Origin of the sequence: Dolichospermum sp. FACHB-1250, assembly GCF_014696335.1 — a bacterium.
Taxonomy (GTDB): domain Bacteria; phylum Cyanobacteriota; class Cyanobacteriia; order Cyanobacteriales; family Nostocaceae; genus Dolichospermum; species Dolichospermum planctonicum.
Genome location: NZ_JACJPZ010000015.1, coordinates 18,951 through 45,311, shown reverse-complemented (window position 1 = coordinate 45,311; position 26,361 = coordinate 18,951). Strand labels below are relative to the sequence as shown.

Genomic DNA, 26,361 nt, shown 5'->3' with positions numbered 1-26,361 from the left:
TATTTATTAGCTATTTGCTAATGACTGCATATTTTTTTACTAATTGGTTAACTTTTTCCCTCCGTTCCCCTACATCTTCTCCAGAGGATAAATTTTTATCATTTATGATGTTCATCATTACTACAATCTTCTGGCCTGTAGCTATTGTTATCTCTTGCTTAGAAGTAGTTAAAAAAGGCAAATTAGAATTTACTGTTCTATTTCCCGTACTTTTAGCAATATTCGCTGTTGGTATTTCCTACTATTTAAGTTCAGTACATGAAGATTGGCTGTGTTATCATGATTTATTTTGTCATATTTAAATTCTCAGCGGCAACAATCTAGGAATTTGAATTTTAAGACCTATTCCCTCAATAGATAATTTAACCTAAATTTATACTGATGTTAACTCAATCTTTGTTCTCTGGTTATGCCGTTAGTGATAAAATCACAAATATAAAATAAAAAAATATAGTATATCTATCAGCTTATAGATGTATACAGGATATCAAATGATTGAGGCTATTGCTGTCTCTTGGCTACTACTGATTTTGGGGGATTTCCTTTCCACCTTTTTCTATCATGTACCTGAACACGTTTTTGGTAGCCTCCACCTGACAACTCACCACTCCTCGAAAAAGAATTTCCGCCACTATGCCATTTTAACATTTAATCCCCACGTGGTTTTAGATGGGATTTTGGGAGCTTTACCTTATTTACTGATAGCATTCTGGTTATGGGGTTTATCTCCCATTGGCGTAATTTGTGGTTTATTGTTTGGTCAGTTCCATGTGTGGTGGAGACACGTAACTTCCTTAGGGAGGCAAACACCTCAAGCTGTAATTGTTTTGTGTAGGTTATTGTTTATTACTACACCAGAACAACATTGGTTACATCACCAAAAAACTAACTTGGGCTTTGGCGATATTTTCACGTTTTTTGACCAACCTGCGAGAATTTGGATGGGTTGGTTACGTCTATTAAGAATTAATTGGCGTTCTCACACAGAAACTCACATTTCTGGATGAACTAGATTTTGACTAAAATTATCAACTTGAAATTTTCAGTGTGTCAAAAGTATGGTTAATTTATGGATGTCACCATTTAAACCATACGAGTTTGACAACCAATGGTTAATTCTAGTCTTATTGCTACAATTTATGTGAATCCTGCTACAGGAAAGGATAGTAATACTGGTTCTCGTCTCAATCCCTTGAAAAGTATTACCTGCGCCCTAAAACAGGCAAAAACATCAACAATTATTCAGTTGGCCAATGGAACTTATGGAACAGCAAATGGAGAGGTATTTCCCCTCATCATTCCACAGGGGGTATTGGTAGTAGGTAATGAAGCCAATAAAGGCCAGGAAATTATCATTTCTGGCAGTGGGGAATATCAAAGCTCTAGTTTCGGGTTACAGAATATCACTTTACTATTACGAGGTGATGCCAGTCTCTTAGGTGTAACCGTGATTAATACCATAGCCAAAGGTACTGGTGTTTGGATTGAATCATCAGTTCCTACGGTAGCCAATAGTACATTTAAGAACTGTGCTAGAGAAGGAATCTTTACTACTGGCAATGCTAAACCGGGTATTATGGATAATTTATTTATTAATAATCAATTCAGTGGGTTAGTCATGGCTAGGAATAGCAAAGGGGAAGTGCTGCGGAATTTATTTCAAAACAACGCTTTAGGTATAGCCATTAGTGACTTTGCAGCCCCTTTAGTGGCAAATAATAAACTTTCAGCAAATGGGACAGCGATCGCCCTTGCTCGTGATGCTAGACCCGTATTACGACGAAATCTGATTGTCGGTAATACCCAAGGAGGTTTGTTAGTCAATGGTAATGCCGTTCCCGATTTAGGAAATCCCCAAGATCCTGCCGACAACATTTTTCGGGAACAGGGGAAATTCGATTTACAAAATGTTACAAATCAAAAAATCATCTCCGTTGGTAATCAGTTAAATCCTGCCCGGGTGATTGGATTAATAGACTTCATAACTGCTACTGTTGATACCCCCAGTCAAATAGGAGTTAGTAGCAGATTTGCCGATTTAGAAGGACATTGGTCCGTTGCTTTTGTGGAAGCCCTGGTTAGCAAAGGTTTTATTAGCGGTTTTCCCGACGGGACTTTTCAACCAGCCACACCGATTAACCGCGCTCAATATGCGGCTGTGATTACTAAGACATTCCAACTTCCTGAGAGTAAGCAACTAGATAGATTCAAAGATGTTAAATCGAACTTTTGGGCGGCCAAAGCCATAGCCAGTGCTGCTGAGAACGGCTTTTTGACAGGGTTTCCCGATGGGACATTTCGACCAGAAAATAATTTAACAAAAATTCAAGCTTTAGTCTCCATTGTCAACGGTTTAAAATTGAGTGGTGGTAATCCTAACATCTTAATGGTATACCGCGATCGCGCCCAAATTCCCAGTTATGCCACCAAGATCGCTACCGTAGCTACCCAAAAATTATTAGTGGTGAATTATCCCCAACCAGATCAATTAGAACCGCTGCGGGAAATTACCCGCGCCGAAGTAGCCGCCCTAATTTACCAGGCATTACTAGCCATAGGCAAAGAAAATCCCCTCCCTTGTTCCTATATTGTCAAACCAGAGACAGAGATTCCCTCCTTCTGTGATATTGTCGGACATTGGGCAGAACCATTTATTCGGGCATTAGTTAGTATGAACTTAAGTCAAGGTTTTGCTGATGGGACTTACCAACCAGATCAAGCCATGACCCGCGCCCAATACACGGCTTTAATTGCCACGGCCTTTAACCCCCCTGCTAAACGCCCTAGCCCCGAATTTACGGACATACCCAAGGATTTTTGGGCGGCTAACGCCATTGAAATAGCCGCTAGAGGCGGTTTTGTGGGCGGATTTAGCGATCGCACCTTTCGTCCCCACCAAAAGGTTCAAAGGTTACAAATCATCGTCTCCTTGGTCAACGGACTGGGACTCTCAGCAACTAATCAACAGACCTTAACCTACAAAGACCAGAATAAAATTCCTGAATATGCCCAAACAGCAGTTACTATCGCTACCCAACAAAAAATTATTGTTAATTATCCAGATCCCAATTTGCTTGCACCTACTAGGGAAGCCACTCGTGCTGAAGTGGCGGCCATGGTCTATCAAGCATTAGTAGCTACTCGACGGACAAAAATTATTAACTCACCTTATATTGTTTTGCAGATCAGCAATTGACAAGTAGAATAAAAAACATTGCCTATCAATTTTGCCGCTGGTGAAAAACCACTCATGTAGCTAAAAGTACGCTAGGCTAGATGCGATGGGTGAAATGTTTATGCCTATTGCCTGCAATTTATAGCCCATGTTAACAACATCCCCCGTTACTCAAACTTTTGCGGCTCCTGCCGAATTAGCAGCTAAATTATTAACTCACTATAGCTTTGATCTAAATGGATATAATGCTAGTGAGTTAATTGACCGCTGGCAAGTAGAATATCCCATTCATTGGTTACACCTGGCGGTAATCGAGGCTTTGTATCAAGGTCGTTATAAAGCTATATCTGTACAGCAAATCTTGACCTTTTGGCGGCGAAAGGGAGAGACAACGTATCATTTTAACATGGAATTTGAGCGCATGATTTGTAGCAAATTTCCTGAACGCCTCACGTCCCTCTCCTTACCAGTTTTACCACCTGCTAAACAGGAGATCAGGACTGAACAATATCAACATCCTCAATTTCCTCAAATATTACCAGCTAACGTTAGTTATAATTACCAAATAAATCATGATTTACCACCAGCAGCAGAAAACTGGGATACTGAGGCAGAAAATACAGAAGTAAGTCAACCAGCAATTATTGCGGACATTTCACCTCAACCAGCACAACAGTTGCCCCCACAACAAACTGCCAATAATCCCCCTATTGGACAGTTTACCCCCCAAAAGAGCGATCGCACTGAATCCTTGACATCCAAACTCAAAGCCCTCACTGGTGAAAACTTGGAGTTGGCATTTTAGTCTGTTCTCTGTTCTCTGTTCTCTGTTCTCTGTTCTCTGTATTTCTGCTTTTACAAATCATCAATCAACCACTACCCATTACTTTACTTCTCAGAGTCAATAACTGCTTTTAAACCTTTGCTATTGAAGATGTTAACCACTTCAGAAGCACTTTCTTGACTACTAAATACTCCCACTTGCATTACCCTTCGTCCTTGCCAAACTTTATAAAAAGCACCAGTAGTCAAAGAAGTGACTAAATCCTCTTGCTGCTGATTTGCAACAAATACAAGCACCCGATAACTGACATTTTTCTCAGTAGCTGTATAACTTTGCGAGACTGAATTACGAATATTTCCCCCCCTTACGGCTTGAGGAGCAACAAATTCAATAGCACCTGAGTCAAGTCTCACAGAATTAAATTGGGGTGAATTAGAGTTATTTGGTGATTCTGGCAATTTATTGGAATTAGGGGCAGTTGTCACCCTTAAAGGTGTTATATTTCTCTGATGAGGAGAATTGGAAACAGTGGGCGCGGAAAAAGTGATTGGTGTCTCCCCTGAAGTTGCTGTTGGTAAAGGATTAGAAGGAGAATTTTCGTCCGTAGGTGCGCTTGTACCTTGAAGATCTACTTTACCGCTAATACGATTACTAACCAGATTGTTCCCAGCGGCAGAAATTATCAATTTAGCAGTTTTGGCATTGATATCATAACGACCATTATTCCGAAATACATTTTTCCCTGGATCATAATTACTACCTAAATCTGGTCTACCTTGGGCAATAACTACTAGACCATCTTCTTTGTTACCTTGAATAAAATTATTCCTGAATAGTGGTGTAGCATTTGCTTGGACAATAATACCCGATCTATTGTCCTGAATTTGGTTAGCTACTACTACCGGAGCAGCATTTTGGGCAATGTTAATCCCAAAACCAGTTTGTTGAAAGACATTTTCCCTGATTTCCGGGCGAGCATTCCCAGAAATAGTTATACCATTAGCACCATTGGCAACAAAATAATTTTTGCTAATACTAGCTGTACCATCACCTGTGACAGCAATTCCATCTTGAATATTATTAGTAAAGGTATTTTCCCGAACTATAATATTACTCGATTCAATCCATAACCCATAACCACGACTATTGGAGTTAGTAACAGTGACACCACTTAAACTAGCTTGGTTAGCACCGACAATGGACACATTTTGACCGCCAAAACTGCGACTGAGGTATTCACCACCTCCAATAATTGTCACAGTTTTGCCTTTATTGCTAATATCCCCTTGAATGGCTACACCAGGTTTTAACATTAAAGGAAATATTTCGCCAGTTTTGGTACTATATGTACCAGGAGTGAGGATAATTAAAGTGTTAGCCTTTGATTTTTCTAAGGCTTGACTAATTGTTTGCCAAGGTGCGCTTTCACTACCATTACCTGTCTTGTCATTTCCTATACTTGGGTTGACAAAAAACTGGTTAACCTGAGATATTGTTTTCTCGTCTGGCAGCTTTTGTTCTAATCCTGTGGGTATTTGAGCAAAGGCGCTATGGAAACTGGTAGTTAAGAGTGTTAGACTTGTAAATCCTAAACTAACTGTTAAACTGAAAATTGAGAAACTCACGGAATTATTAGGGGTGTTAACAGATTTTTCTGGAATTATCATTTCTATAAGACTCCTGTAAAACACATACTAAGCATAGTATATCAACTGCTACTGCTATACAATCAATTTTTATACTATTAATTCATAGTAGTATATCCACGATGTTACTTGTACCTTGACCGAAAAAAATCGGATACAAGCCCCGTCCTTCTAGGACGACTTTATGGTAGACTAAGTATAGTCGCCACAGGGCATTGGGAGACTATAAACGGACACTCCAGACCGGATAAGACTACTTTTCGGTAGCACCAGTCAGTGAAGTGTCAAGGAATCCTCGCTCATGAAAGGACGAGGGGTATGTCAAAATAATTAGTTAGCAAATATTTAATCATCAAACATAATGAATCAGGCCGGCTATTACGATGAATAGCAATAAAAATGAGGTTGCTGTAATGGTTTCAGCCCACAGCCACACGCAGCAAACTGTTTATCGCATTTTAGATGCTAATTTAGATCGCGCTCGTGAGGGTTTGCGAATTATTGAAGAATGGTGTCGCTTTGGTTTAAATAATTCCCAGTTTTCAAGTATATGTAAACACTTACGTCAAGAATTGGGGACTTGGCATACGGCGGAAATACGAGCAGCAAGAGATACACCTGGAGATCCGGGAACTGATTTAAGCCACCCCCAAGAGGAAGAAAGGGCTGATATTACATCTCTATTACAGGCTAATTTTTGCCGTGTGCAAGAAGCACTCAGAGTCCTGGAGGAATATGGTAAGCTTTATAACCCTCAAAAGGATATGCAAATGGGAACGGTCTGTAAGCAAATGCGTTATCAGGTTTATACCCTGGAAAGTAATTTGATGGGTTATCAGCGTCATCGTTTATTATGGCAATCGCATTTATATCTGGTAACATCTCCTATAGACAACTTATTGGCAATTGTGGAAGCGTCTCTTCAAGGTGGACTAACTCTGTTACAATATCGAGAAAAGACCGCTGATGATTCGGTGCGTTTAGAACGGGCTATACAGTTACGGGAGCTATGTCACCATTACGGAGCTTTATTCATTATTAATGATCGGGTGGATTTAGCATTGGCTGTAGATGCTGATGGTGTACATTTGGGACAACAGGATATACCCATTGCTGTGGCTCGTCAATTACTGGGAAATCAGCGCATTATCGGCCGCTCTACCACAAATCCGCAAGAAATGCAAATGGCAATTACTCAAGGTGCAGATTATATTGGTGTGGGACCTGTGTATGAAACACCAACTAAAGCAGGTAAAGCCGCAGCGGGTTTAGAATATGTTAAGTATGTTTCCCAAAATTGTCAAATTCCCTGGTTTGCAATTGGGGGTATAGATGGGAGTAATCTGAATGATGTCATGAATGCGGGAGCGCAGCGGGTAGCGATAGTGCGATCGCTCATGCAATCGGATCAACCTACTTTAGTAACACAGTATTTTCTCTCTCAACTCCATCGAGTCAAATAAAAACGGTTTTATGTCTGATCAAATTAGTCTCCAAGTCAATGGAGAAACTCGCAATTGTTTATCCCCAACTCCTTTACCAGAATTACTTCAACAACTAGGTTTTAATCCTCGTTTAGTTGCGGTAGAATACAATGGTGAAATATTACATCGTCAATTTTGGTCAGAAACTGAAGTTAAAAATGGTGATTGTTTGGAAATAGTCACCATAGTTGGTGGTGGTTAATTCAACAAACAAGAGGAAGAAGATTCAGGAGTATATAACCAGCGATGATAGTTTTTCCGTTTTGCTAATTCCTTACCTTGACGGCCAAGTTTTTCTCGTAATTGTGAATCTCGACACAAACGATTAAAAGTTTGCAGAACTTCATAGCCAGAATTAGGATTTACTAATAAACCATTTTCTTCATGATGAACTGCATCTAAAACACTTCCCAAACGAGGAGCAATTACAGGTTTACCAAAATAACCTGCTTCTAAATAAACTAAACCAAAGTTATCTATAGTGTTATCATCATGATCATCTGAATTTAACATAGCGAAAATATCACAAGCTGCATAATAACCGGCTAAATCTCGTTCTGGTACATAGCCAGCAAAATGAACCTGTTTAGTGATTCTTAGTCTTTGGGCTTGCGATTTTAGCTGGTTTTCACAAGATCCTGCACCGCAAATAATACAATGAACATCGAAACCAATAGTTAGCAATACAGGAATATTATCTATCACCCGATCAAAGTTTTGATATTTAACCAAATTACCAACAGAAAGAATAACAATTGCTGTTTCTGAGATATTGTAAGTTTGACGAATGCGGTTACGTAAATCATCAATATGACTAAAACTAGTAGGAGTACCAAATCTTTCTGGCCTGACTACTGGATTAATCACATGAGTTGGAGTATCTAGACGAAAAGTATTTCTTAAAGAATTGCGAATATGAGAACTATTACAAACAATTCCATCAGCCCGTTTGAGAGTTAATTTTAATAGCCATCTCCATAAAGGATTAGTAGCTATACGAAGTAAATCATGACCATGTAAATAGATAAAAAAGCGAATTGGTAAAATATAACTGAGTACCAACAAAGCTGGGAAATCATAACCATGACACCATTCAATGTAGCGGTAATGATAGCGAAAATATAATTTAATAGCTAGTAAAAAAGCAGCAGTAATATTCAAGCCAGATTGGAGAATATTTCCTAACCAGTTATCGCACCAAGCAGGAAAATAAAACCAACGATAAACCGGAAATTGCTGGGATTTATCAAATTTTTTATCCCCAGCACAACCACCAGCTAAGACAATTACCCGGTCTGGATCTTGTAAACAACGATTATAGACATATTCACCAATTACAGCTTCTTGTGGCCGGAATATTCGGGAAATAACTAGGATATCTGGATAAGCTGTTTTATCTCTAACTTGTAACCCTAGTTGCGATATATTTTCCATAATTAAGCCTCATAAATTAACTAGAATTAAGGCGTTATCTTGAATTAAATTCACCAAGATTCATTACTTACTGCTCAATAGCCATCTGAATAAATTGCTAAAACTATCTAACTGGTAATTTCCACAGATTAGTGATTACAGAAATTGAGATTGAGATAATCATTTTTGAGAAATTTAACAACAGAAAGGAGGTAGAAATAGGGATTTTTTAATGCTGGATATGAGCAAAAAATTTGCGATATTAAAATTAGGTATTGACATTTTTGCTGATAAGTAAAACTCTCACTTTCTAATTAATACACAAGATCAAGATGAATTTATATTATGAAACACCTTCCTGACAAAACTATAAATTTATTACCTATTTTGTTGCCAATTATTATTGAATTTGCTCAATGTTATCAATGCTGGACAAGTTATCTGCATCATCAAAGATAGCTATGATTTATCATTGACACTTCCAAGAGATTACTCAGAAACTACTTGGAAAATTGTTCAATCTAACTATTTCCCCTATAATACCCTAAATATTGGCTATTTTCGTGCCAGATCGCCAGAAAATAGCCAGCAATTTTGTAATCTGCATGATAGCATTTACTGCCAAATAATGATTTAATAATGCCCATTATTTTTACCTGTGTTGCTTACATGATTTTCATCAAAATTCAGGGTATCAATCATTGCATTTACCCGCCATTAATTTGAAAATATTTAGGCGTTAATCATAGCTAGATTTGCTACATTACAACCTATATATGAACAAATTTTTCAACTTGCCCCTATACTTAATAGGTAGTAAATGTAAAATTTTAATTGTTACTATGCTTACATCATTCATTAAAAGTCAAACCCACTGGACTATAGGTGCTACATATTCCGTCTCTATCCGGAAAAAATTAGTTAGTAGCAAAATTATGAATAGAAAAAAATCCAATCATTTAAAACACTTTTGCAGAGCGGTAGCAAGATTCACACTTAATCAATAAGTGCTAAAATACTAAATTAGAATTATTAGTGATACTAATGAATTTTTTAGCACTAAGATTATTGAATATGGCATTGCTGGGAAATAGAAATAATTAATTAATTCCAAAGTTTTTTGGGAGAGAGGAGATTTCACGGTACGGTTATCAACGTCAGAAATCCCCCCTAATTTCCTGGCTAACCAACATCAGAAGCGTTAGATTGAAGGTAGTGCTATAGATTGCGCTGCTTTTCCCAGAAGAGCCAGTGTAAAAATACAGTTGTCGTCATCCATGAGTTATGAATAAAAAATTACAAGGATTTCTCAAGCCCCTATTTAAAACCGTCTTTATTCTTAGCCTAGTGCTAACTTTAGCCTTTAGTCATACCAGTGATGCCCTAGCAGCCCGTTCTGGTGGTAGAATTGGTGGTGGTTCTTTTAGAATGCCTTCTAGCCGTACTTATGCACCCCGTCCCAATATGCCGAGTAGTGGCGGTTACTACGCCCCTTATGGCGGTGGTTTTGGCTTTCCCTTTCTTTTACCCTTGTGGGGTTTTGGAGGCGGTTTTGGTGGGTTGTTTGGAATTTTAATCTTGTTCGCTATGGCGAATTTTTTAGTCCAAACCTTCCGCCGTGTTACCAGTGGGGAAACGGAAGAAGTAAGTTATAATAGTAACGCTTCCGTGTCTGTGACTCGTTTACAAGTTGGGTTATTAGCTCAAGCCAGAGATTTACAAACTGAACTGAATCACATTGCGGAAACTGCTGATACCAATACTCCAGAAGGAAGAAGCGAAATTTTACAAGAGGCTAGTTTAGCTTTACTGCGTCATCCTGAATACTGGGTATATGCGGGTAGTGGAACTCAACAAGCAAAGTTAAATGCCGCCGAATCCCAATTTAATCGTTTATCTTTGGCTGAACGGAGTAAGTTTAGCGAAGAAACTCTCTCTAATGTGAATAATCAACTAAAAGCTGTTTTGAGCAAACAAGCTTTATCAGGGGAAGATAACCCCACCCGCTTAATTAGCGAAGGTCCAGGGGAATATATTATTGTCACCTTGTTAGCAGCGACTTTAGGTAAATGTCAAATTCCCGCTATTAATACTGCTGATGATTTGCGTCAAGCTTTGCGTCAAATTGGTAGTCTTCCCAGTGAACAACTGTTAGCAATTGAAGTTTTGTGGACTCCCCAAGCACCAGGGGATACACTGACATCAGATGATTTGTTTGCGGAATATCCTGATTTGAAATTGGTTTAATTGGGGATTAGGGCTGAAAACAGTTAGAAGTGACTGGTAATGGAAAATTGCGACATTAGTTTTAAGATTATTGATGTCATAATTGAGGAAACTACCATTTTTAATCCTACTGCTGTACAAGCCCTAACCTGTCTCAGGGTTTGCCAGATGGTCTCTAACAGCTTTCTAGACATCCACTTAATTCGGTTTAATGAAATTAAGGGATATGTATACATTCTGGCAGGTGATGAAATGGAAATTTTAATCTTTCCTGAAGGAAATTGGAGGTTTATTGATGAAACCTAATTTTGATCAAATGCCAACAGATGATTTGAGAGCTTATGTACGGAGAAACCATGATGACTGGGAGGCTTTAGATATTCTGGTTAGTCGTCGTACTCCTGATTCAGAAGCTACATGGTATGCGCCAATGGTAACAGCAGAAGGTGTACCAATAGAAGAAAATATCCGGTTAGGGGAACAAGCTATTCAGGAACGAATTGCCTTAGAGCGCGAAAAGCAGTTAATTAGGACTGACATAGAAAGGGAGACGGAATATAAACGTTTGATTGAATATATGATTATTGCAGCAGAAAAATATATGAAACTTCCTTTGATAGAAGAAAAAAACAAAATCAATCAAGAATCTCAGAATCAATAGCCTTTCATAAAGCTATTCTTCCTAGAATATTAACTATTTAGGAAACTCTCCTTCTCGCACTTCCACAGCGTAATCTTGTACAGCTTTGGTAATTGTTTCTCGTAAGTTAGTATAAACTTTGGCAAATGGTGGTTGTTTTTCCGAAAGTCCCAAAATGTCAGAAGTGACTAATACTTGACCATCACAGCTAGAACCTGCACCAATACCGATAGTGGGAATACGTATTTTCTGAGTGATTTCCATTGCTAGTTTGGTGGGAATATGTTCCAATACTATAGCAAAAACACCGGCCTTTTCGAGAGCGATCGCTTCATTAAAAATTCTCTCTCCTGCTTCCTGGGTTTTTCCTTGTTGTCGTAACCCTAATTGATGAATTGATTGGGGTGTTAAACCGACATGACCCATAACGGGAATCCCCGCTTGAACCAGTCTGGTAATGGTAGAAACCATAGCGGGATAGCCACCTTCTAACTTTACCGCTTGCGCTCCTGTTTCTTTCAAGACCCTACCAGCAGAGTGCATAGCTTGGGAAATACTTTCTTGATAAGTCAAAAATGGTAAATCAACCACGACCAAAGCGTTTTTAACACCACGACGGACGGACTTAGCGTGATGTATCATTTCATCCAAGGTAATTGGTAACGTAGTTTCATAACCCAAGATTACCGCAAGAGAATCACCAACCAGGATCAAGTCTACACCAGATATATCTAAAAGTTGAGCGATCGCATAATCCCAGGCAGTTAACGCAACAATCGTCCGTCCCTGTTGTTTCCACTGAGTTAATTGTTGAGTAGTAACTGACATAAATAATTGTTTAATTGTTAATTATCACCTAAATATTCCATTTCTCACATTTTACAAAAAATATACTGGAGATAAAGATTGTAGAGTCGAGAATCCCTAGATGAGCAACGTCACTACAAGAGTTTCAATTCGTGGCGAAGCCGTATTATACTAGTCATCAAATTTTAAAACATACTCTAAAATGTAGACATCTGCTAACTCTCTTCCTCTGTGTTCTCTGTGCCTCTGCGGTTCGATAAAAAAATATATCTACTTATGCGTAAAATAGCTAATACAGCCACAGGGGTTAAAGACCTTGCAGACACAGCAATACTCAGATATGCACATTTGTAAAGTAGATTTAACAAAATGTTAAATCTTTCTATAATAGGAAAATTAAATAAGTTAGTTAACAAAACTTCAGAAATAACTTATTGAATTTTGATCTATTGTGGGGTAAGCTACAAATTCAGTGATGTGCAGTTTTTTCTCCCTTGCTCATCCCATGACTAAATCGGTCTTCAGAGAAAATGCTTCATGACCAATCTTTACCCGCTTGAGGTGGATAGATCAGGAAAAAAGAGAATTGCAGCAAACCAGGTTAATATCTGGAATGTAATTTTCCGGTAAAGTTCCGCAGAAGACCAATAAAGGCCAGTTAATCTTAATCAAATCGGTTGAGTGGGATATGCTTTCCTCAAGATGAAAAGATTTTGTATTGCTGGGACGAAAAACAACAGCGTCAAAAGAGTACGTCTGAACCATGGTAAAAAATGAGTTATGGTAATTGTGACTATAACTTAATTTGTGCAGCCGCACTGCCACCATAGAAACTAATCGCCCCAAAATATAAGCAAAACTTATGATCTTATTAAGAATGAATAAAGAGTAAGAATGAGAAGAAGTTGCACATAACGTGATTTGATAGTAATAAAGAAAGACTTCTTGGAAGAAAAATATGTCTTACGCGCAAACTAAGACTCAGGCTAAGTCTGGGTATCAAGCTGGGGTTAAAGATTACAGACTAACTTATTACACACCGGATTACACACCCAAAGATACAGATTTACTAGCAGCATTTCGGATGACTCCCCAACCTGGAGTTCCCCCCGAAGAAGCTGGTGCGGCTGTAGCTGCTGAGTCTTCCACTGGTACTTGGACAACAGTTTGGACAGACTTGCTCACCGACCTAGATCGCTACAAAGGTCGTTGTTATGATATCGAACCAGTTCCCGGTGAAGATAACCAATACATCTGTTACGTTGCTTATCCTTTGGACTTGTTTGAAGAAGGTTCTATCACCAACGTATTGACATCTATTGTCGGTAACGTATTTGGTTTTAAAGCTTTGCGGGCTTTACGTTTGGAAGACATTCGTTTTCCAGTAGCTTACATCAAAACCTTCCAAGGACCTCCTCACGGTATTCAAGTTGAGCGCGACAAATTGAACAAATATGGTCGTCCTCTGTTGGGTTGTACAATTAAACCCAAATTAGGTCTTTCCGCTAAAAACTACGGACGTGCTGTATACGAATGTTTACGTGGTGGTTTGGACTTCACCAAAGACGACGAAAACATCAACTCAGCACCATTCCAAAGATGGCGCGATCGCTTCTTGTTCGTAGCTGAAGCTATCAACAAAGCCCAAGCAGAAACCGGCGAAATCAAAGGTCACTACCTGAACGTTACCGCTCCTACCTGCGAAGAAATGTTGAAACGGGCTGAGTACGCTAAAGAACTCAAACAGCCCATCATCATGCACGACTACCTAACCGCAGGTTTCACCGCTAACACCACATTGGCTCGTTGGTGTCGTGATAACGGTATTCTGTTGCACATTCACCGTGCTATGCACGCTGTAATTGACCGTCAGAAAAACCACGGTATCCACTTCCGCGTATTAGCTAAAGCCCTCCGCTTGTCTGGTGGTGATCACATCCACACCGGTACAGTTGTTGGTAAATTAGAAGGTGAACGCGGTATCACCATGGGCTTCGTTGACCTATTACGTGAAAACTACGTTGAGCAAGACAAGTCTCGCGGTATTTACTTTACCCAAGACTGGGCTTCTCTACCTGGTGTAATGGCCGTTGCTTCCGGTGGTATCCACGTATGGCATATGCCCGCGTTGGTGGAAATCTTCGGTGATGACTCCGTACTGCAATTCGGTGGTGGTACTCTTGGACACCCATGGGGTAACGCTCCCGGTGCTACAGCTAACCGCGTAGCTCTAGAAGCTTGTATCCAAGCTCGTAACGAAGGACGTAACATGGCTCGTGAAGGTAACGACATTATCCGCGAAGCTGCTAAGTGGTCTCCTGAGTTGGCTGTTGCTTGCGAACTGTGGAAAGAAATTAAGTTCGAGTTTGAAGCAATGGATACCGTCTGATCATTTAAGATTTGGGATTTTGGATTCATAAACAATCCAAAATCTAAAAATCTCAAGGGCTGGGTCAAGCATGGATTTAAAGCAAATTGCGAAAGAAACAGCCAAAACTCTCCAAAGTTACCTGACTTATCAGGCATTAAGGACTGTATTGGCGCAGTTAGGCGAAACAAATCCACCTTTAGCACATTGGTTGCAAAACTTTTCCGCCGGCAAAATCCAGGATGGAGAAGCTTATATTGAGGAACTGTTTCTAGAAAAGTCAGATTTGGCTTTGCGGATTATGACTGTCAGGGAACACATAGCGGCGGAAGTGACAGAGTTTTTACCAGAAATGGTGATCACTGGTATTCAGCAGGCCAATATGGAACAGCGTCGCCAGCATCTCGAACGTATTACGCAATTAAATTTATCAAGTCCCAGCCTCGAAACTGAAAGACAAACAATATCTGATTCTGATTTAGATAATTTATCTAATTAGTCAGTCAACCAAGTAATAAAAAATCTCCCCCACTGATCAAAAACTATGCAAACTTTACCTAAAGAGCGTCGTTACGAAACCCTTTCTTACCTTCCCCCTCTGTCTGACGCGCAAATTGCCAAGCAAGTTCAATATATTTTGAACCAAGGTTACATCCCCGCCATTGAATTTAACGAAACTTCTGAACCTACAGAACTTTACTGGACAATGTGGAAGTTACCTTTGTTCGGCGCTAAATCTACTCAAGAAGTATTGAGCGAAGTTCAAGGTTGCCGTTCTCAGTATAGCAACTGCTACATCCGTGTTGTTGGTTTTGACAACATTAAGCAGTGTCAAGTTCTTAGCTTCATCGTTCACAAACCCAGCAGATACTAAAATCTGATTTGGTTTAATTAAGCTTATTTATACCCTGGTGAGAGGTAGAGTTTTCTATCTCTCTTTTTTAGTTTTTAGTACAGAATATCCTTGCAGAATCGCCATAGCTAGACTAGACTTAGTTCACAAACCTAGTCCATTAAAATCATGGCAACTGTAAATATTCATCAGGCTAAGACAAACCTTTCTCGACTACTTTCCCGTGTGGAGCTTGGAGAGGAAATTATTATTTCCAACCGAGGCGTTCCAGTTGCTAAACTAGTTCCATTTCGGACATCGTTAGATCGTCGTTCTAGCTTAGGTCAAGATCGAGGAAAATTTATTGTTCCAGATGATTTTAATGCTCCTCTACCCGAAGAGATTTTAGTTGCATTTGAAGGCGGTGCAGAGTGAGGCTTTTATTAGATACTCAATGCTGGTTATGGTGGTTTTCTCAACCAGAAAAGTTGAATCAGAAGGTAATTGAGCAAATTGCGGATGAAACCAATGAAGTATGGTTCTCAGTTGCTAGTGTTTGGGAGATAGGAATTAAGCTTTCCATCGGTAAGTTGCCACTACCGGAACAAATAGAAGATTATATTTCCACTCGCATGAACCAACTAGGAGCTAGATCTTTAGAGATTACTACTTCTCATGCTTTGCGGGTAGCTGCACTACCTTTACATCATCGTGATCCTTTTGACAGAATGCTGATTGCACAAGCTCAAGTAGAAGAAATGACGCTTGTAAGTGCAGATTCAACATTTAATCAATATGAAGTCTCCTTAATCTGGGCATCTAGTGAAACCTGAATTTAATAACTGGATAACTTTTGATAGCGATCGCATTCCGTCCACCGGAGGCGATCGCTCATAATATCTTACGAAACTGCTGTATTTGGGTGAAAATAGCTCCCCAATTACAAAAGGAGAGCTTAGGCACTTAGATAAAGAAGCTACTAACAGCAATAGTACCCAAAGCTGGTAATATACCACTGGATCCTGTGATATTCACCAATAGGTCATTACTGGATTGGAAGCCAGCCACACCATCATTAATCACTAAATAAGTCCCCGCAATACCAGAAGTGGTGACACTGACTAAAGCTGCACTACTTACACCTAAAGCCTGATTACCAGTTAACGCTCCATCAGCATCAGTAAATACACTATTGACCACATTTGTTAAGGTAGTGTCTGTACTATTAGCAGCGCGAGTGAAAGCAGTGGGAGCATTCATAGCTACACCCAGGGAAGTCAACAGGTCAATTTTATCAGTGCCAATGGCAAAGTCGGTAATTCGGTCTGCTCCTGATACTGGGGATTGTCCAAATTGGAAAACCAAGGTATCGATTCCTATTCCACCTGTGAGGGTGTCTGCACCAGCACCACCGTTAAGAAGATCGTTACCAGTACCACCGTTAAGAAGATCGTTACCAGCATTTCCTGTGAGGGTATTATTGCCACTATTACCTGTTAATGAATTGTCACCTGCATTCCCAGTACCATTAATAACAGCTGTTCCTGTTAAGGTCAGATTTTCGATGTTGGGGAAAACCGTTAAATCAAAGGTAACAGAAGATTGAATGATATCTGTTCCTTCTCCTGAGTTTTCAGTAATGGTATCAGTAGTGCTATCTACGACATAAATATCATCACCTAAACCACCAATTAAGGTATCAATGCCAGCGCCACCGTTAAGAGTATCGTTACCAGCATTTCCTGTGAGGATATTATTGCCTGTGTTGCCAGTGAGGCTATTGTTGAGGTTATTGCCTGTACCATTGAGGTTAGCACTTCCCGTAAGCGTAAGATTTTCAAAGTTATCGGTCAGGGTGTAGGAAATAGATGCGTTAACTAAATCAGTTCCCTCACTGGGGTTTTCTACTACCACATCACCCGCATTATTCACAGTATAGGTGTCGTTGCCCGCTAAACCTATAAGACAATCAACATTTATAGTACCACTGAGAGTATCATTACCAGAAGTACCGAACACTGGGAGAGTCGGTTGACTACCATCATCATTTAAAATGATGCCTGTGGCACTGCGAGTACCGATAGTAGATCGGGAGGGAGTAGACAAATAAACCGTAAAAGTTTCGTTGGATTCAATGGTGCTGTCTCCTCTGACCCGCACTCTTATTTCCTTGCTGGTTTCTCCTGGTAAAAAGGTGAGGCTTTCTCCTGGTGGCATTGCTCCACCAAAAAAATCGGTGGAGTTAACGGGGTTATTACCAGACGGGGTAATAAACCAATCTACTGTGCTTGTACCACTAGTGTCTCCTGACCGAGTGACAGTAAACACAAATGGCTTCTGATCTGAGTTGCCCTCCGTTTGTATGCTAGATGTAAACGTGCTAGTGATGTTTAGGACAGCATTACTGGCGACATAATTGAAATAGCTACCAGTGAGGTTAAATTGCAATGAGTTGATTAAACCCTGGGTATTTTCTAAAACAGCAATCAGTTCATCAGGTTCGCTATCAGGTTTATTGATGTAGAGGTTAATGTTATTACCTGAAACTGTGGTCGTATAATCACTACTGGAACCCAAAAGCTGAATGATATCTTCCAGGGGATTAAAGTCTTTGATGATCAGGTAGTCACTTGTACCAGCAGTGGTACGATTATAGTCATCATAACCAATCCATGTGACATCCCCCAGAATAAAAGTGTCCTCTCCTGTTCCCCCAGTGACTGTATCTACAGTACCTAACCCTGGTTTGGCGACATTGGGATTTACTGGTATGATAGTATCACTTCCATCTCCTCCCGCGATATCATCATTCCCCTCACCCCCGATGAGCTTGTCATCTCCACTGTAGCCTCTGAGGTAGTCTGCATAAGCTGTCCCGGTAATCTCAAATGTCTCTATATTGCTAAAGGACAATAGTGGGCTATTCGCTCTCCAAGCCCAACCATTATTGTTGAGATAGGAGCCTCTATAATCATGAAAGGCAATAGTTGACCAATATCCATTGGACACTCCCAATCCATTTGTACCTAATCCACTAAAGGTTGCACTGCTATAATCCACAATCAGTTTGTCAGTGCCACCCCCAGCGTTAATCCTGCCATTGCTGACCAGTAAATTACCAGTGGCAATAGTGGTGTCATAACCACTGCCTAAAGTCACTGAGGAAATATTCTCAAAATTGTTAATGCGGGTATTATTATCCCCACTTACCTGTTCTGTAACTCTTAAATTCAGAACTAAATCTACATCTAAACTGCTCAGGTCTAGGCTTTGTAGCGTATCTGTTCCTTCTCCCCCGTCAATGCTGTCTCCAGCTTTAGCACTGACTACTGTGTCATCCCCTGTTCCTCCACGGATAACATGACGACCTGTGCCACCATCAATGGTATCATTGCCATCACCACCCTCAATTTCGTCACTTCCATCTCCACCCGCGATATCATCATTCCCCTCACCCCCAATTAGGGTGTCATCTCCACTGTAGCCTCTGAGGTAGTCTGCATAAGCTGTCCCGGTAATCTCAAATGTCTCTATATTGCTAAAGGACAATAGTGGGCTATTCGCTCTCCAAGCCCAACCATTATTGTTGAGATAGGAGCCTCTATAATCATGAAAGGCAATAGTTGACCAATATCCATTGGACACTCCCAATCCATTTGTACCTAATCCACTAAAGGTTGCACTGCTATAATCCACAATCAGTTTGTCAGTGCCACCCCCAGCGTTAATGCTGCCATTGCTGACCAGTAAATTACCAGTGGCAATAGTGGTGTCATAACCACTGCCTAAAGTCACTGAGGAAATATTCTCAAAATTGTTAATGCGGGTATTATTATCCCCACTTACCTGTTCTGTAACTCTTAAATTCAGAACTAAATCTACATCTAAACTGCTCAGGTCTAGGCTTTGTAGCGTATCTGTTCCTTCTCCCCCGTCAATGCTGTCTCCAGCTTTAGCACTGACTACTGTGTCATTCCCTGTTCCTCCACGGATAACATGACGACCTGTGCCACCATCAATGGTATCATTGCCATCACCACCCTCAATTTCGTCATTTCCACCTTCCCCCTTCAGGGTGTCGTTGCCATCACCACCTCTGATGGTGTCATTGCCATCTCCACCCCCGATAATATCATTTCCTTCACCTCCGATGAGCTTGTCATCTCCACTGTAGCCTCTGAGGTAATCTGCGTAAGCCGTCCCCGTAATTTCAAATGTTTCTATATTGCTATAGTTTAGCAGGATCTCGCGGTTCCACCCGGCGGATACAGGGCGATAAGCTTCAAAACTATCGGCATAGATGTTAGTGACCCCAAGTCCATGGTAACCTAAATATCTAAAACTAGCGCTGCTATAATCAACAACTAGTCTGTCAGTGCCATCGCCACCGTCATATATCTTGTTGCTGACTAGATTACTGCCCGTCGCTTCCAACTGATCATTCCCGTTGGTAATCGTTCCAGTCAATTCTGTGGTCGTGCCAATGATATAATCTGTCGCTGTTGCCAGGGTTAAGATGATAGTCTCGTCATTTTCTTGAATGTTGTCCTCAAGAGGAGAAATTGTTAGGGTAACTGTATCCGCTCCAGCCGCAAAGGAAACTGTTCCGGTAGTGGCAGTATGGGATGTGGCACCAGTCTGACTATAGTCTGTGTTGAATATAGCTGAACCTGATACGGTGTAATTGACGGTTAACTCACTGGTGATATTGCCTATTCGGGTGAAGGTGTAGAGAATATTCCCTCCACTATTTTCTGCTACTTTTTTCGTAGAAGTAGCTAATGTGACTATTGGTTTTGTCGTTACCTCCGTAGTATCAATAGCTATTGACCATCCGCCCGCGATGTTGCCAATATCTACCCCTGTATCGTCCACTACATATATATTCCATGCACCATTGGGGATGGTGTTGTTAAATACGGAAAAATCTATTCCATAGTTACCACTGGGAGCAGGAGAATTATTAAATCTGTCACCTGTTTCATAGTCTGTGGCTCGATAACTACCACTGCTGATCTGACCTTGATCCGGCAGAAAATCAGTGGCATTGGGGTCAAAGGTTAAGGTGACATTGTTTAAGTCCCAAGACCAACCTGCGTCTGACATTAACAAGACCTTGGCACCTGTAGGACCTATCAGTAGAACATCAAGGTCATCGGGATAAGTATGACTAATATTGCTTAGGGTTACTTTCAAACTCGTAATTGTGCCATTTAACCCGGAGACGTTGATACTTGAGGGGTAGGTTGTTGCTGCTCCACCATTAGGAATGGTAATTTCATTGGGATTAGTGAAAACTAGATTTTGCTGACTCATTTTAATTACTCCTGGTTTAGTTAGCACGCAGAAATCTTGCCTATATAAAAAAACGACTGTTATGTAGTATTCTGAGTGTGGTAGCTTCTTCCTAGCATGAGTAAGGGAAGCGTAACACATCACTTCAAAATGTGATTTTGATCAAACAAACAGCCTACAGGCGATCGCTCTTAACTCACTAGCATCCGCTCCAGTGCAGTGTGTCGGTAGAGATTGGGCTTGAGCTATATTCATATTTCCACCGAAAACAGAGGCTATAGCGGTAGTAGTCACCAGTTACGACATTTCATCGTAATTATTTCAAACAGAATTTTACTGATTCCAGTCAGTACAAATCACTATATCAAGTCCTGTTTAAATAATGATTATTTTCTGTTTAACTTTTAATAAAAATTAATAAAAAATATGAAAACTGCTGTGACTAAATAATTCAAACACTGGGCATAAAAGAATATAGTGTTATAATTATTACATTTATAATTAGTACAATTTCTGATAAATATGTATCATCTTATCACTGCACAATTAAAAACTATTACATAGAAATTAGGTGCGTTACGCTGTCGCTAACACACCCTACTCAATAAACTGAATATTTACGTTTTATCATTGTCTTTCCTATTTCTTAAATATCGTAAGCCATGATATAATCATCCAACACAAAGCCATTCCCAAAATTTATTACTTGACTATCAATAATTCTAAAACCAAATCGAGAATAAGCTTTAATCCCTTTTTCATTCCTTTGATTGACATTAAGAATTATTTTTTTCAATTTCATTGCTTGCGCTTTTTGGTAAATATGAAATAACATCTTTTGACCATATCCAAAACCATGTAATGACGGTAATAAATAACATTTATGTAATTTTAAATAACTGATATTATCCATCATTTCTGCACCATAAGATAAATAACCGACTAATTGGGAATTATGTAATACCTGATCATAAAATATCCCTTGATTATAAATTTCATTTTCAATTACTCCTGTTCCATAGATTTTATCTAGCATATACTCGATTTGTTCATTGCTGATAATTGTAGGATAATGAGTAAACCAAATTTCTCGACTGATTTTTCTGAGTGTTTCCAAATCTGTATCTAATAACTGAGTAATGGTAATTGATGGATCATTCATAGTGAGAATTAGAACCTAATGAAAATTAAGTAAAACAATTTCCGAACTGACAAACTTAATTTACCATTTAATTGACTATCGTTACCAAAAAAATATATAATATATACTAATTTACATAAATCATCACCAGGGATAATTCTATGAATTACTACATTGCTCCTAGTTTTCTCGATAAACTTGCAGTACATATCACCAAAAACTTCTTAAACCTTCCCGGTATTCGAGTTCCCCTAATTTTAGGTATTCATGGTCGCAAAGGAGAGGGAAAATCCTTTCAATGCGAGTTAGTTTTTGAAAAAATGGGTATCGGGGTAACTTTAATATCTGGGGGAGAATTAGAAAGTCCAGACGCTGGAGATCCTGCGCGGTTAATTCGGTTACGATATCGAGAAACAGCAGAATTAATCAAAGTCCGGGGGAAAATGTGCGTACTGATGATTAATGATTTAGATGCGGGTGCTGGACGTTTTGATGAAGGAACTCAATATACAGTAAATACTCAATTAGTAAATGCTACATTGATGAATATTGCTGATAATCCCACAGATGTACAATTACCGGGAAGTTATGACTCCAATCCTTTATGTCGTGTTCCGATTATTGTCACAGGAAATGATTTTTCTACCCTCTACGCACCATTAATTCGTGATGGGAGAATGGATAAATTTTATTGGGAACCTAACCGAGATGATAGAATAGGAATTGTCGGCGGAATTTTTGCCGAAGATGGACTTTCACAAGCAGAAATTTCACAATTAGTTGATACTTTTCCCCAACAATCTATTGACTTTTTTAGTGCTTTACGTTCCCGGATTTATGATGAGCAAATTCGTAATTTTATCCATCAAATCGGTTTTGAAAATGTCTCTTTGCGAGTTGTCAATAGTTTGGATGGACCACCAGCATTTAAAAAGCCAGATTTTACTCTCTCTCATTTAATTGAGTCTGGTAAATTCATGGTTAGTGAACAAAAACGGGTGGAAAATTCCCATTTAGTTGATGAATATAATCGCTTAAATCGAGGTAAAGGTTATCAAGTTGCTGCTCCTGTTGTCGAAGTTCCAGTTAGTAAACCTATCAATAATCAAGCCAATCATTTAAGTTTAGAAACTCAAGAACAAGTTCGACAAATTTTAGCTCAAGGTTATAAAATTGGGATTGAACACATTGATGAAAGACGTTTCCGTACAGGTTCTTGGCAAAGTTGCGGTTCTTTTTTTAATATTGATGCACATTCCGACGCTATTTCTAATTTAGAATCTTGCTTATCTGAATATAGCGGTGAATATGTGCGTTTAGTAGGAATTGATCCACAAGCAAAACGACGAGTGGTAGAAACAATTATTCAACGTCCTCATAGCAAGTAATTGGTATTTTTTTGAATGTAGAGACATTCCGTGGAACGTCTCTACAGGGCTTGAATTTAATATAGCAATGTAGGCTTAAACTGGAGTTAAAAATAGGTCAGCTTCTGCCTGTCTTCTCCGTCTTAATCCTACTTCCACATTGCTACCAGGATTCCTGTATTTTAGAAAAGTTTCTTCAATTTCATCCCATTTTTTATCTCTCAAAACTCTAGTCATACTTTTGAAACTGGAACTACCATAGAAGTTAGCACCCAAGTTATAACCAAAGCTTAATAAAGCACCCTGTTGGTTAGTATTTAACTCATTCCAAACAGGAATTTTTTGCAGAGATGGTAGATAATTATTTTCTAATTGAAGCATTAATAAATCATCTGCTTCTTGTTGAGTGATGCTTTCACCTAATTTCCAGTTACTACCATCTCTTTTTTTTGTAGAACCCCAACCAATGGTGATAGGTAAATTACCAGTTCGGGGATCTGGATAAGCCTTTAAATAACAACCTTCAAATTTTTTGATCAGCGGAATTGCTGGCAGTGGTAGTTTTCCGGTGACACCACCAAAACCGTTTGTTTGAGGAGTTAGGGATGGTACTGGATCTGTTGTTAATTGGTCAAGAGCATTATTTAAAGCATTCTGAGTATTTTTTCCGACTATTCCATCTGCGTTAAGCCCATTTTGACTCTGAAACTGTTTGACAGCCTTGACAGTATTGTTGCCAAAATCACCATCTATTGTCCCCGGATCTAAATTGAGTGCTTTTAAGATTTCCTGTAGTTGTTGAACTTTTGCGCCATTTGCACCTTGTTTGAGGATTTCACCGCTGTCGAGATTTAATTTGTTAGCCATAATGCTATCCTGGTAACTTTAGTTTGATCAGTTTCGTAATTGAAAGCAGAGATTAACTGAAAATGAGACCTTACTTAGTTAATAATACAGTATGACTATGTAATCTGACAACGGTTTTTACAAAAAAATACATAAATTATAAAAATTATAAAAGTATATAAATTGGCGATATAAATTGGCGGGAATATGATCATAAATCATGATACTTTGTGATCAACGAGAAATTACTAATTTAAAAGCCGATCCAAATATATGCCTTGGTTTGTCAAAATTGAAACTGGTAAGGTTGATAAGGCGACCTTTGACAAATATGTACCCGCCCACAAAGCCTACGTACAACAATTAATTGCGAAAGGACACAAAGCCAAAACAGGTTATTGGGCGCAAAAAGGTGGTGGTATGATGTTATTTGAGGCTGAGTCAATGGATGAAGCACAGGCAATAGTAACCGCTGACCCCTTGATACAGAACGATTGTGTCAATTATCAACTATTGCAATGGCAAATTGTTTTGGAATAATTTTGGAATAATATACAAATTCTGAATTTTCGTGTTATGATAAATGAAGACCTGGATCTATGCAACTTCAACGCCCAAACCTTGTCAGGACCGGAAGGTAGCAGCAATAAGGGATGCTTGTGGTAGGCGTAGTCTCCGGGTCGCCTTACTTGTAGGAGCTTTTAGCAGCAATGCCTGGTTTTGGAGATATTGTACAAAAAGCTTTTTATCTCGGTGTTGGGTTAGCCTCCTACGCCAGTGAAAAAGCTGGGGGGAAATTAGCCGAACTGCGATCGCAAGTCCAAAAATTAGCAGATGAAATGGTGGCTAAAGGCGAGATGAACACAGAAGAAGCTCGCCGCTTCGTCGAGGATATGATGAAGCAAGCCCAACAGCAGCCAGGATATGGAGAAGCGTCTCAAAAAACCCCTACTTCTGAACCTCGTCGGATAGATATCCTAGAGGATGACGAAGAACCAACTGGGAAAGAGACGAAAAAAGAAAATAAAGATCATAATAAAGATCATGGCGATAATGTAAATCAGCTGCGGGATCAAGTGCGAGAACTACAGGAAGAGTTAAAACGGCTGCAACGAGAACCGTAAAAAACAATTTTTTACCTTGAGTTTGGTATCAGTCACAGTCAATTATAGAAAAGTCACAGAATACCCAAAGTGGTTTTAAGTGTAATTACTTACCTTGTACTCTAGCAATTCCAGCCTGATGGCGTTAAGCTTCATGTTTTTAGCCAGTAAGGGCTTTAAGTTTATGGAACAGTGGCAAAAAGACTTAATAGACATGATCGAAAACGTGGCTGATGAAGTAGAGCAGTTCTTCCTGGGAATGAATGACATGGTAGATGCTTTTTTTGAGTTCGCGGAAGAAATTACTGAAGAAGTACAAAGCACTTATGTAGCAGACATTGATAACTTCGCTAGGCTGCACGAACAATTTTTACAAGAATTAGCAGAACCAATTCTGGAAATTTACTGGGAACTAGAAGACATCAACATCACGGAAGATGTAGATCCAGGTTTTCCTTATGCAGTAGAAGCTACAATAAAGAAAAATGCGGCTTGTATTGGTTGTAGCCACTATCACGGACAGGTTTATGGCGGTAATTTGTTAGTTTGTGCTATGCACCCCCATGGTTGGGATGATCAAAATTGTCCAGACTGGGAAAAGGAAATTGAGTGCTAAGTTAATAATTGTGAATCTCTACATTTCTTTTTACTAACACAATGAGTAACTTTGCACCTGAAACCCTACCCCCAGACATTCAAGAAATGAAATATGGTGAACGGGAAATTGCGGAAGGGAAACTAATTACCTTTCCTAACCCCCGCATCGGACGGCGCTATGATATTAATATTACCTTACCGGAATTTACTTGTAAATGTCCGTTTTCCGGTTATCCTGACTTTGCGACCATTTATATTACTTACATTCCAGATCAACGGGTGGTAGAGTTGAAAGCACTCAAACTTTATATTAACAGTTACCGCGATCGCTATATCTCCCATGAAGAAACAGCCAATCAAATTTTAGATGATTTTGTCGCAGCTTGTGATCCTGTGGAAGTGACTGTAAAAACCGATTTTACCCCCCGTGGAAATGTACATACAGTGGTTGAAGTTAAACATCAAAAAGGTGTTTAAATGAAAAAGCAGAGGCGTTTCATGGAACGTCTCTACAAGGATGATGAAAAACAAATACAGCATATTACCATCAGGGTGAAGTACACTTTTAGCAGGCAAGATGCCCGCACCACAAGATTTTTATTTTTATCATTAATATCCGTACCTCATCATATCGGAA

25 protein-coding genes and 1 other RNA gene are annotated in these 26,361 nt (G+C 39.4%); 19 read left to right on the top strand and 7 right to left on the bottom strand.

The window, feature by feature from the left end; translation table 11 throughout:
* The first annotated feature begins 20 nt into the window (after positions 1–20).
* The 4 genes from H6F39_RS07385 to H6F39_RS07370 all read left to right on the top strand — a co-directional run bounded on the left by H6F39_RS07385 (position 21) and on the right by H6F39_RS07370 (position 3,980).
* Entirely contained in the window at positions 21–302 is a 282-nt protein-coding gene (locus tag H6F39_RS07385; protein WP_199290883.1) for a hypothetical protein, read from the top strand.
* Between the two features lie 189 nt (positions 303–491).
* Entirely contained in the window at positions 492–1,007 is a 516-nt protein-coding gene (locus H6F39_RS07380; protein ID WP_137908319.1) for a fatty acid hydroxylase, read from the top strand.
* Between the two features lie 101 nt (positions 1,008–1,108).
* Positions 1,109–3,196, top strand: a complete 2,088-nt coding sequence (locus H6F39_RS07375; protein ID WP_190372344.1) for an S-layer homology domain-containing protein — start codon at positions 1,109–1,111, stop codon at positions 3,194–3,196.
* A gap of 127 nt (positions 3,197–3,323) precedes the next feature.
* Entirely contained in the window at positions 3,324–3,980 is a 657-nt protein-coding gene (locus H6F39_RS07370) for a hypothetical protein (RefSeq protein WP_137908321.1), read from the top strand.
* Positions 3,981–4,063: 83 nt separating this feature from the next.
* Here the strand turns inward: H6F39_RS07370 and H6F39_RS07365 are convergent, their stop codons facing one another.
* Entirely contained in the window at positions 4,064–5,626 is a 1,563-nt protein-coding gene (locus tag H6F39_RS07365) for a DUF1565 domain-containing protein (RefSeq protein WP_190372343.1), read from the bottom strand.
* Between the two features lie 392 nt (positions 5,627–6,018).
* On the opposite strand from H6F39_RS07365, the gene H6F39_RS07360 reads away from it, so the two are divergent.
* Positions 6,019–7,068, top strand: coding sequence for a thiamine phosphate synthase (locus tag H6F39_RS07360; protein WP_190372352.1), 1,050 nt, complete (start codon positions 6,019–6,021; stop codon positions 7,066–7,068).
* Between the two features lie 10 nt (positions 7,069–7,078).
* Positions 7,079–7,291, top strand: coding sequence for a sulfur carrier protein ThiS (gene thiS, locus H6F39_RS07355; RefSeq protein ID WP_137908324.1), 213 nt, complete (start codon positions 7,079–7,081; stop codon positions 7,289–7,291).
* On the opposite strand, the gene H6F39_RS07350 is transcribed toward thiS, so the two are convergent.
* Entirely contained in the window at positions 7,288–8,523 is a 1,236-nt protein-coding gene (locus tag H6F39_RS07350; protein WP_137908325.1) for a glycosyltransferase family 4 protein, read from the bottom strand. The genes thiS and H6F39_RS07350 overlap by 4 nt on opposite strands.
* Before the next feature lie 1,263 nt (positions 8,524–9,786).
* Here H6F39_RS07350 and H6F39_RS07345 point away from each other — a divergent pair.
* Both H6F39_RS07345 and H6F39_RS07340 read left to right on the top strand, forming a co-directional pair.
* Entirely contained in the window at positions 9,787–10,749 is a 963-nt protein-coding gene (locus H6F39_RS07345) for a DUF1517 domain-containing protein (protein WP_137908326.1), read from the top strand.
* A 274-nt stretch (positions 10,750–11,023) separates the two neighbouring features.
* Positions 11,024–11,389, top strand: coding sequence for a hypothetical protein (locus H6F39_RS07340; protein WP_190372341.1), 366 nt, complete (start codon positions 11,024–11,026; stop codon positions 11,387–11,389).
* Between the two features lie 33 nt (positions 11,390–11,422).
* Here the strand turns inward: H6F39_RS07340 and panB are convergent, their stop codons facing one another.
* Entirely contained in the window at positions 11,423–12,196 is a 774-nt protein-coding gene (gene panB, locus H6F39_RS07335; protein ID WP_137908327.1) for a 3-methyl-2-oxobutanoate hydroxymethyltransferase, read from the bottom strand.
* 937 nt (positions 12,197–13,133) lie between these two features.
* Here panB and H6F39_RS07330 point away from each other — a divergent pair.
* From H6F39_RS07330 to H6F39_RS07310, 5 genes are all read left to right on the top strand, one after another.
* On the top strand, positions 13,134–14,564 hold the full coding sequence (locus H6F39_RS07330; RefSeq protein ID WP_028090545.1) for a form I ribulose bisphosphate carboxylase large subunit: 1,431 nt from the start codon (positions 13,134–13,136) through the stop codon (positions 14,562–14,564).
* A 70-nt stretch (positions 14,565–14,634) separates the two neighbouring features.
* Positions 14,635–15,042, top strand: coding sequence for a chaperonin family protein RbcX (locus tag H6F39_RS07325; RefSeq protein ID WP_137908328.1), 408 nt, complete (start codon positions 14,635–14,637; stop codon positions 15,040–15,042).
* Positions 15,043–15,087: 45 nt separating this feature from the next.
* Complete coding sequence (locus H6F39_RS07320) at positions 15,088–15,417, top strand: ribulose bisphosphate carboxylase small subunit (RefSeq protein ID WP_028082366.1); 330 nt, start codon at positions 15,088–15,090, stop codon at positions 15,415–15,417.
* 147 nt (positions 15,418–15,564) lie between these two features.
* Positions 15,565–15,810 carry a type II toxin-antitoxin system Phd/YefM family antitoxin gene (locus tag H6F39_RS07315; protein WP_190372340.1) on the top strand — a complete coding sequence of 82 codons (246 nt, stop codon included), beginning with the start codon at positions 15,565–15,567 and terminating at the stop codon, positions 15,808–15,810.
* Positions 15,807–16,208: a PIN domain-containing protein gene (locus H6F39_RS07310; RefSeq protein WP_190396463.1), complete on the top strand. Its 402-nt coding sequence runs from the start codon at positions 15,807–15,809 to the stop codon at positions 16,206–16,208. The genes H6F39_RS07315 and H6F39_RS07310 overlap by 4 nt, the downstream gene beginning before the upstream one ends.
* Before the next feature lie 130 nt (positions 16,209–16,338).
* Here H6F39_RS07310 and H6F39_RS07305 read toward each other — a convergent pair whose 3' ends face one another.
* The 3 genes from H6F39_RS07305 to H6F39_RS07300 all read right to left on the bottom strand — a co-directional run bounded on the left by H6F39_RS07305 (position 16,339) and on the right by H6F39_RS07300 (position 21,832).
* Complete coding sequence (locus H6F39_RS07305) at positions 16,339–20,691, bottom strand: S-layer family protein (protein WP_190396462.1); 4,353 nt, start codon at positions 20,689–20,691, stop codon at positions 16,339–16,341.
* A gap of 141 nt (positions 20,692–20,832) precedes the next feature.
* Complete coding sequence (locus tag H6F39_RS20970) at positions 20,833–20,964, bottom strand: hypothetical protein (protein ID WP_255501555.1); 132 nt, start codon at positions 20,962–20,964, stop codon at positions 20,833–20,835.
* Between the two features lie 352 nt (positions 20,965–21,316).
* Positions 21,317–21,832, bottom strand: coding sequence for a GNAT family N-acetyltransferase (locus H6F39_RS07300; RefSeq protein WP_190396461.1), 516 nt, complete (start codon positions 21,830–21,832; stop codon positions 21,317–21,319).
* Positions 21,833–21,972: 140 nt separating this feature from the next.
* On the opposite strand from H6F39_RS07300, the gene H6F39_RS07295 reads away from it, so the two are divergent.
* Positions 21,973–23,199, top strand: a complete 1,227-nt coding sequence (locus H6F39_RS07295; RefSeq protein ID WP_190396460.1) for a ribulose bisphosphate carboxylase small subunit — start codon at positions 21,973–21,975, stop codon at positions 23,197–23,199.
* 75 nt (positions 23,200–23,274) lie between these two features.
* On the opposite strand, the gene H6F39_RS07290 is transcribed toward H6F39_RS07295, so the two are convergent.
* Positions 23,275–24,045, bottom strand: a complete 771-nt coding sequence (locus H6F39_RS07290) for a peptidoglycan-binding protein (protein WP_190396459.1) — start codon at positions 24,043–24,045, stop codon at positions 23,275–23,277.
* 252 nt (positions 24,046–24,297) lie between these two features.
* Here H6F39_RS07290 and H6F39_RS07285 point away from each other — a divergent pair, with 252 nt between their 5' ends.
* The 5 genes from H6F39_RS07285 (at position 24,298) to queF (ending at position 26,201) form a co-directional block, all read left to right on the top strand.
* Positions 24,298–24,564: a YciI family protein gene (locus H6F39_RS07285; RefSeq protein WP_137909120.1), complete on the top strand. Its 267-nt coding sequence runs from the start codon at positions 24,298–24,300 to the stop codon at positions 24,562–24,564.
* A gap of 48 nt (positions 24,565–24,612) precedes the next feature.
* An RNA gene (gene ffs / locus H6F39_RS07280) (signal recognition particle sRNA small type) lies at positions 24,613–24,709 on the top strand.
* A gap of 25 nt (positions 24,710–24,734) precedes the next feature.
* Positions 24,735–25,148, top strand: a complete 414-nt coding sequence (locus tag H6F39_RS07275) for a phasin family protein (RefSeq protein WP_190396458.1) — start codon at positions 24,735–24,737, stop codon at positions 25,146–25,148.
* A gap of 163 nt (positions 25,149–25,311) precedes the next feature.
* Positions 25,312–25,743 (top strand): hypothetical protein, encoded by a 432-nt coding sequence (locus H6F39_RS07270; RefSeq protein ID WP_137909122.1) that lies wholly within the window; start codon positions 25,312–25,314, stop codon positions 25,741–25,743.
* A gap of 41 nt (positions 25,744–25,784) precedes the next feature.
* Positions 25,785–26,201, top strand: coding sequence for a preQ(1) synthase (gene queF / locus H6F39_RS07265; protein WP_137909123.1), 417 nt, complete (start codon positions 25,785–25,787; stop codon positions 26,199–26,201).
* Positions 26,202–26,361 lie beyond the last annotated feature (160 nt).

What these genes read in the sequence shown, in the direction of transcription:
- H6F39_RS07330 (WP_028090545.1), top strand. Translation starts at nt 13,134, where the DNA reads ATGTCTTACGCGCAAACTAAGACTCAGGCTAAGTCTGGGTATCAAGCT.
- H6F39_RS07380 (WP_137908319.1), top strand. Translation starts at nt 492, where the DNA reads ATGATTGAGGCTATTGCTGTCTCTTGGCTACTACTGATTTTGGGGGAT.
- H6F39_RS07365 (WP_190372343.1), bottom strand. Translation starts at nt 5,626, where the DNA reads ATGATAATTCCAGAAAAATCTGTTAACACCCCTAATAATTCCGTGAGT.
- H6F39_RS07285 (WP_137909120.1), top strand. Translation starts at nt 24,298, where the DNA reads ATGCCTTGGTTTGTCAAAATTGAAACTGGTAAGGTTGATAAGGCGACC.
- H6F39_RS07320 (WP_028082366.1), top strand. Translation starts at nt 15,088, where the DNA reads ATGCAAACTTTACCTAAAGAGCGTCGTTACGAAACCCTTTCTTACCTT.
- H6F39_RS07340 (WP_190372341.1), top strand. Translation starts at nt 11,024, where the DNA reads ATGAAACCTAATTTTGATCAAATGCCAACAGATGATTTGAGAGCTTAT.
- H6F39_RS07295 (WP_190396460.1), top strand. Translation starts at nt 21,973, where the DNA reads ATGAATTACTACATTGCTCCTAGTTTTCTCGATAAACTTGCAGTACAT.
- panB (WP_137908327.1), bottom strand. Translation starts at nt 12,196, where the DNA reads ATGTCAGTTACTACTCAACAATTAACTCAGTGGAAACAACAGGGACGG.
- H6F39_RS07345 (WP_137908326.1), top strand. Translation starts at nt 9,787, where the DNA reads ATGAATAAAAAATTACAAGGATTTCTCAAGCCCCTATTTAAAACCGTC.
- H6F39_RS07350 (WP_137908325.1), bottom strand. Translation starts at nt 8,523, where the DNA reads ATGGAAAATATATCGCAACTAGGGTTACAAGTTAGAGATAAAACAGCT.
- H6F39_RS07270 (WP_137909122.1), top strand. Translation starts at nt 25,312, where the DNA reads ATGGAACAGTGGCAAAAAGACTTAATAGACATGATCGAAAACGTGGCT.
- H6F39_RS07290 (WP_190396459.1), bottom strand. Translation starts at nt 24,045, where the DNA reads ATGGCTAACAAATTAAATCTCGACAGCGGTGAAATCCTCAAACAAGGT.
- queF (WP_137909123.1), top strand. Translation starts at nt 25,785, where the DNA reads ATGAGTAACTTTGCACCTGAAACCCTACCCCCAGACATTCAAGAAATG.
- thiS (WP_137908324.1), top strand. Translation starts at nt 7,079, where the DNA reads ATGTCTGATCAAATTAGTCTCCAAGTCAATGGAGAAACTCGCAATTGT.
- H6F39_RS07325 (WP_137908328.1), top strand. Translation starts at nt 14,635, where the DNA reads ATGGATTTAAAGCAAATTGCGAAAGAAACAGCCAAAACTCTCCAAAGT.
- H6F39_RS07300 (WP_190396461.1), bottom strand. Translation starts at nt 21,832, where the DNA reads ATGAATGATCCATCAATTACCATTACTCAGTTATTAGATACAGATTTG.
- H6F39_RS07360 (WP_190372352.1), top strand. Translation starts at nt 6,019, where the DNA reads ATGGTTTCAGCCCACAGCCACACGCAGCAAACTGTTTATCGCATTTTA.
- H6F39_RS07305 (WP_190396462.1), bottom strand. Translation starts at nt 20,691, where the DNA reads ATGAGTCAGCAAAATCTAGTTTTCACTAATCCCAATGAAATTACCATT.
- H6F39_RS07275 (WP_190396458.1), top strand. Translation starts at nt 24,735, where the DNA reads ATGCCTGGTTTTGGAGATATTGTACAAAAAGCTTTTTATCTCGGTGTT.
- H6F39_RS07370 (WP_137908321.1), top strand. Translation starts at nt 3,324, where the DNA reads ATGTTAACAACATCCCCCGTTACTCAAACTTTTGCGGCTCCTGCCGAA.
- H6F39_RS07385 (WP_199290883.1), top strand. Translation starts at nt 21, where the DNA reads ATGACTGCATATTTTTTTACTAATTGGTTAACTTTTTCCCTCCGTTCC.
- H6F39_RS07375 (WP_190372344.1), top strand. Translation starts at nt 1,109, where the DNA reads ATGGTTAATTCTAGTCTTATTGCTACAATTTATGTGAATCCTGCTACA.
- H6F39_RS07315 (WP_190372340.1), top strand. Translation starts at nt 15,565, where the DNA reads ATGGCAACTGTAAATATTCATCAGGCTAAGACAAACCTTTCTCGACTA.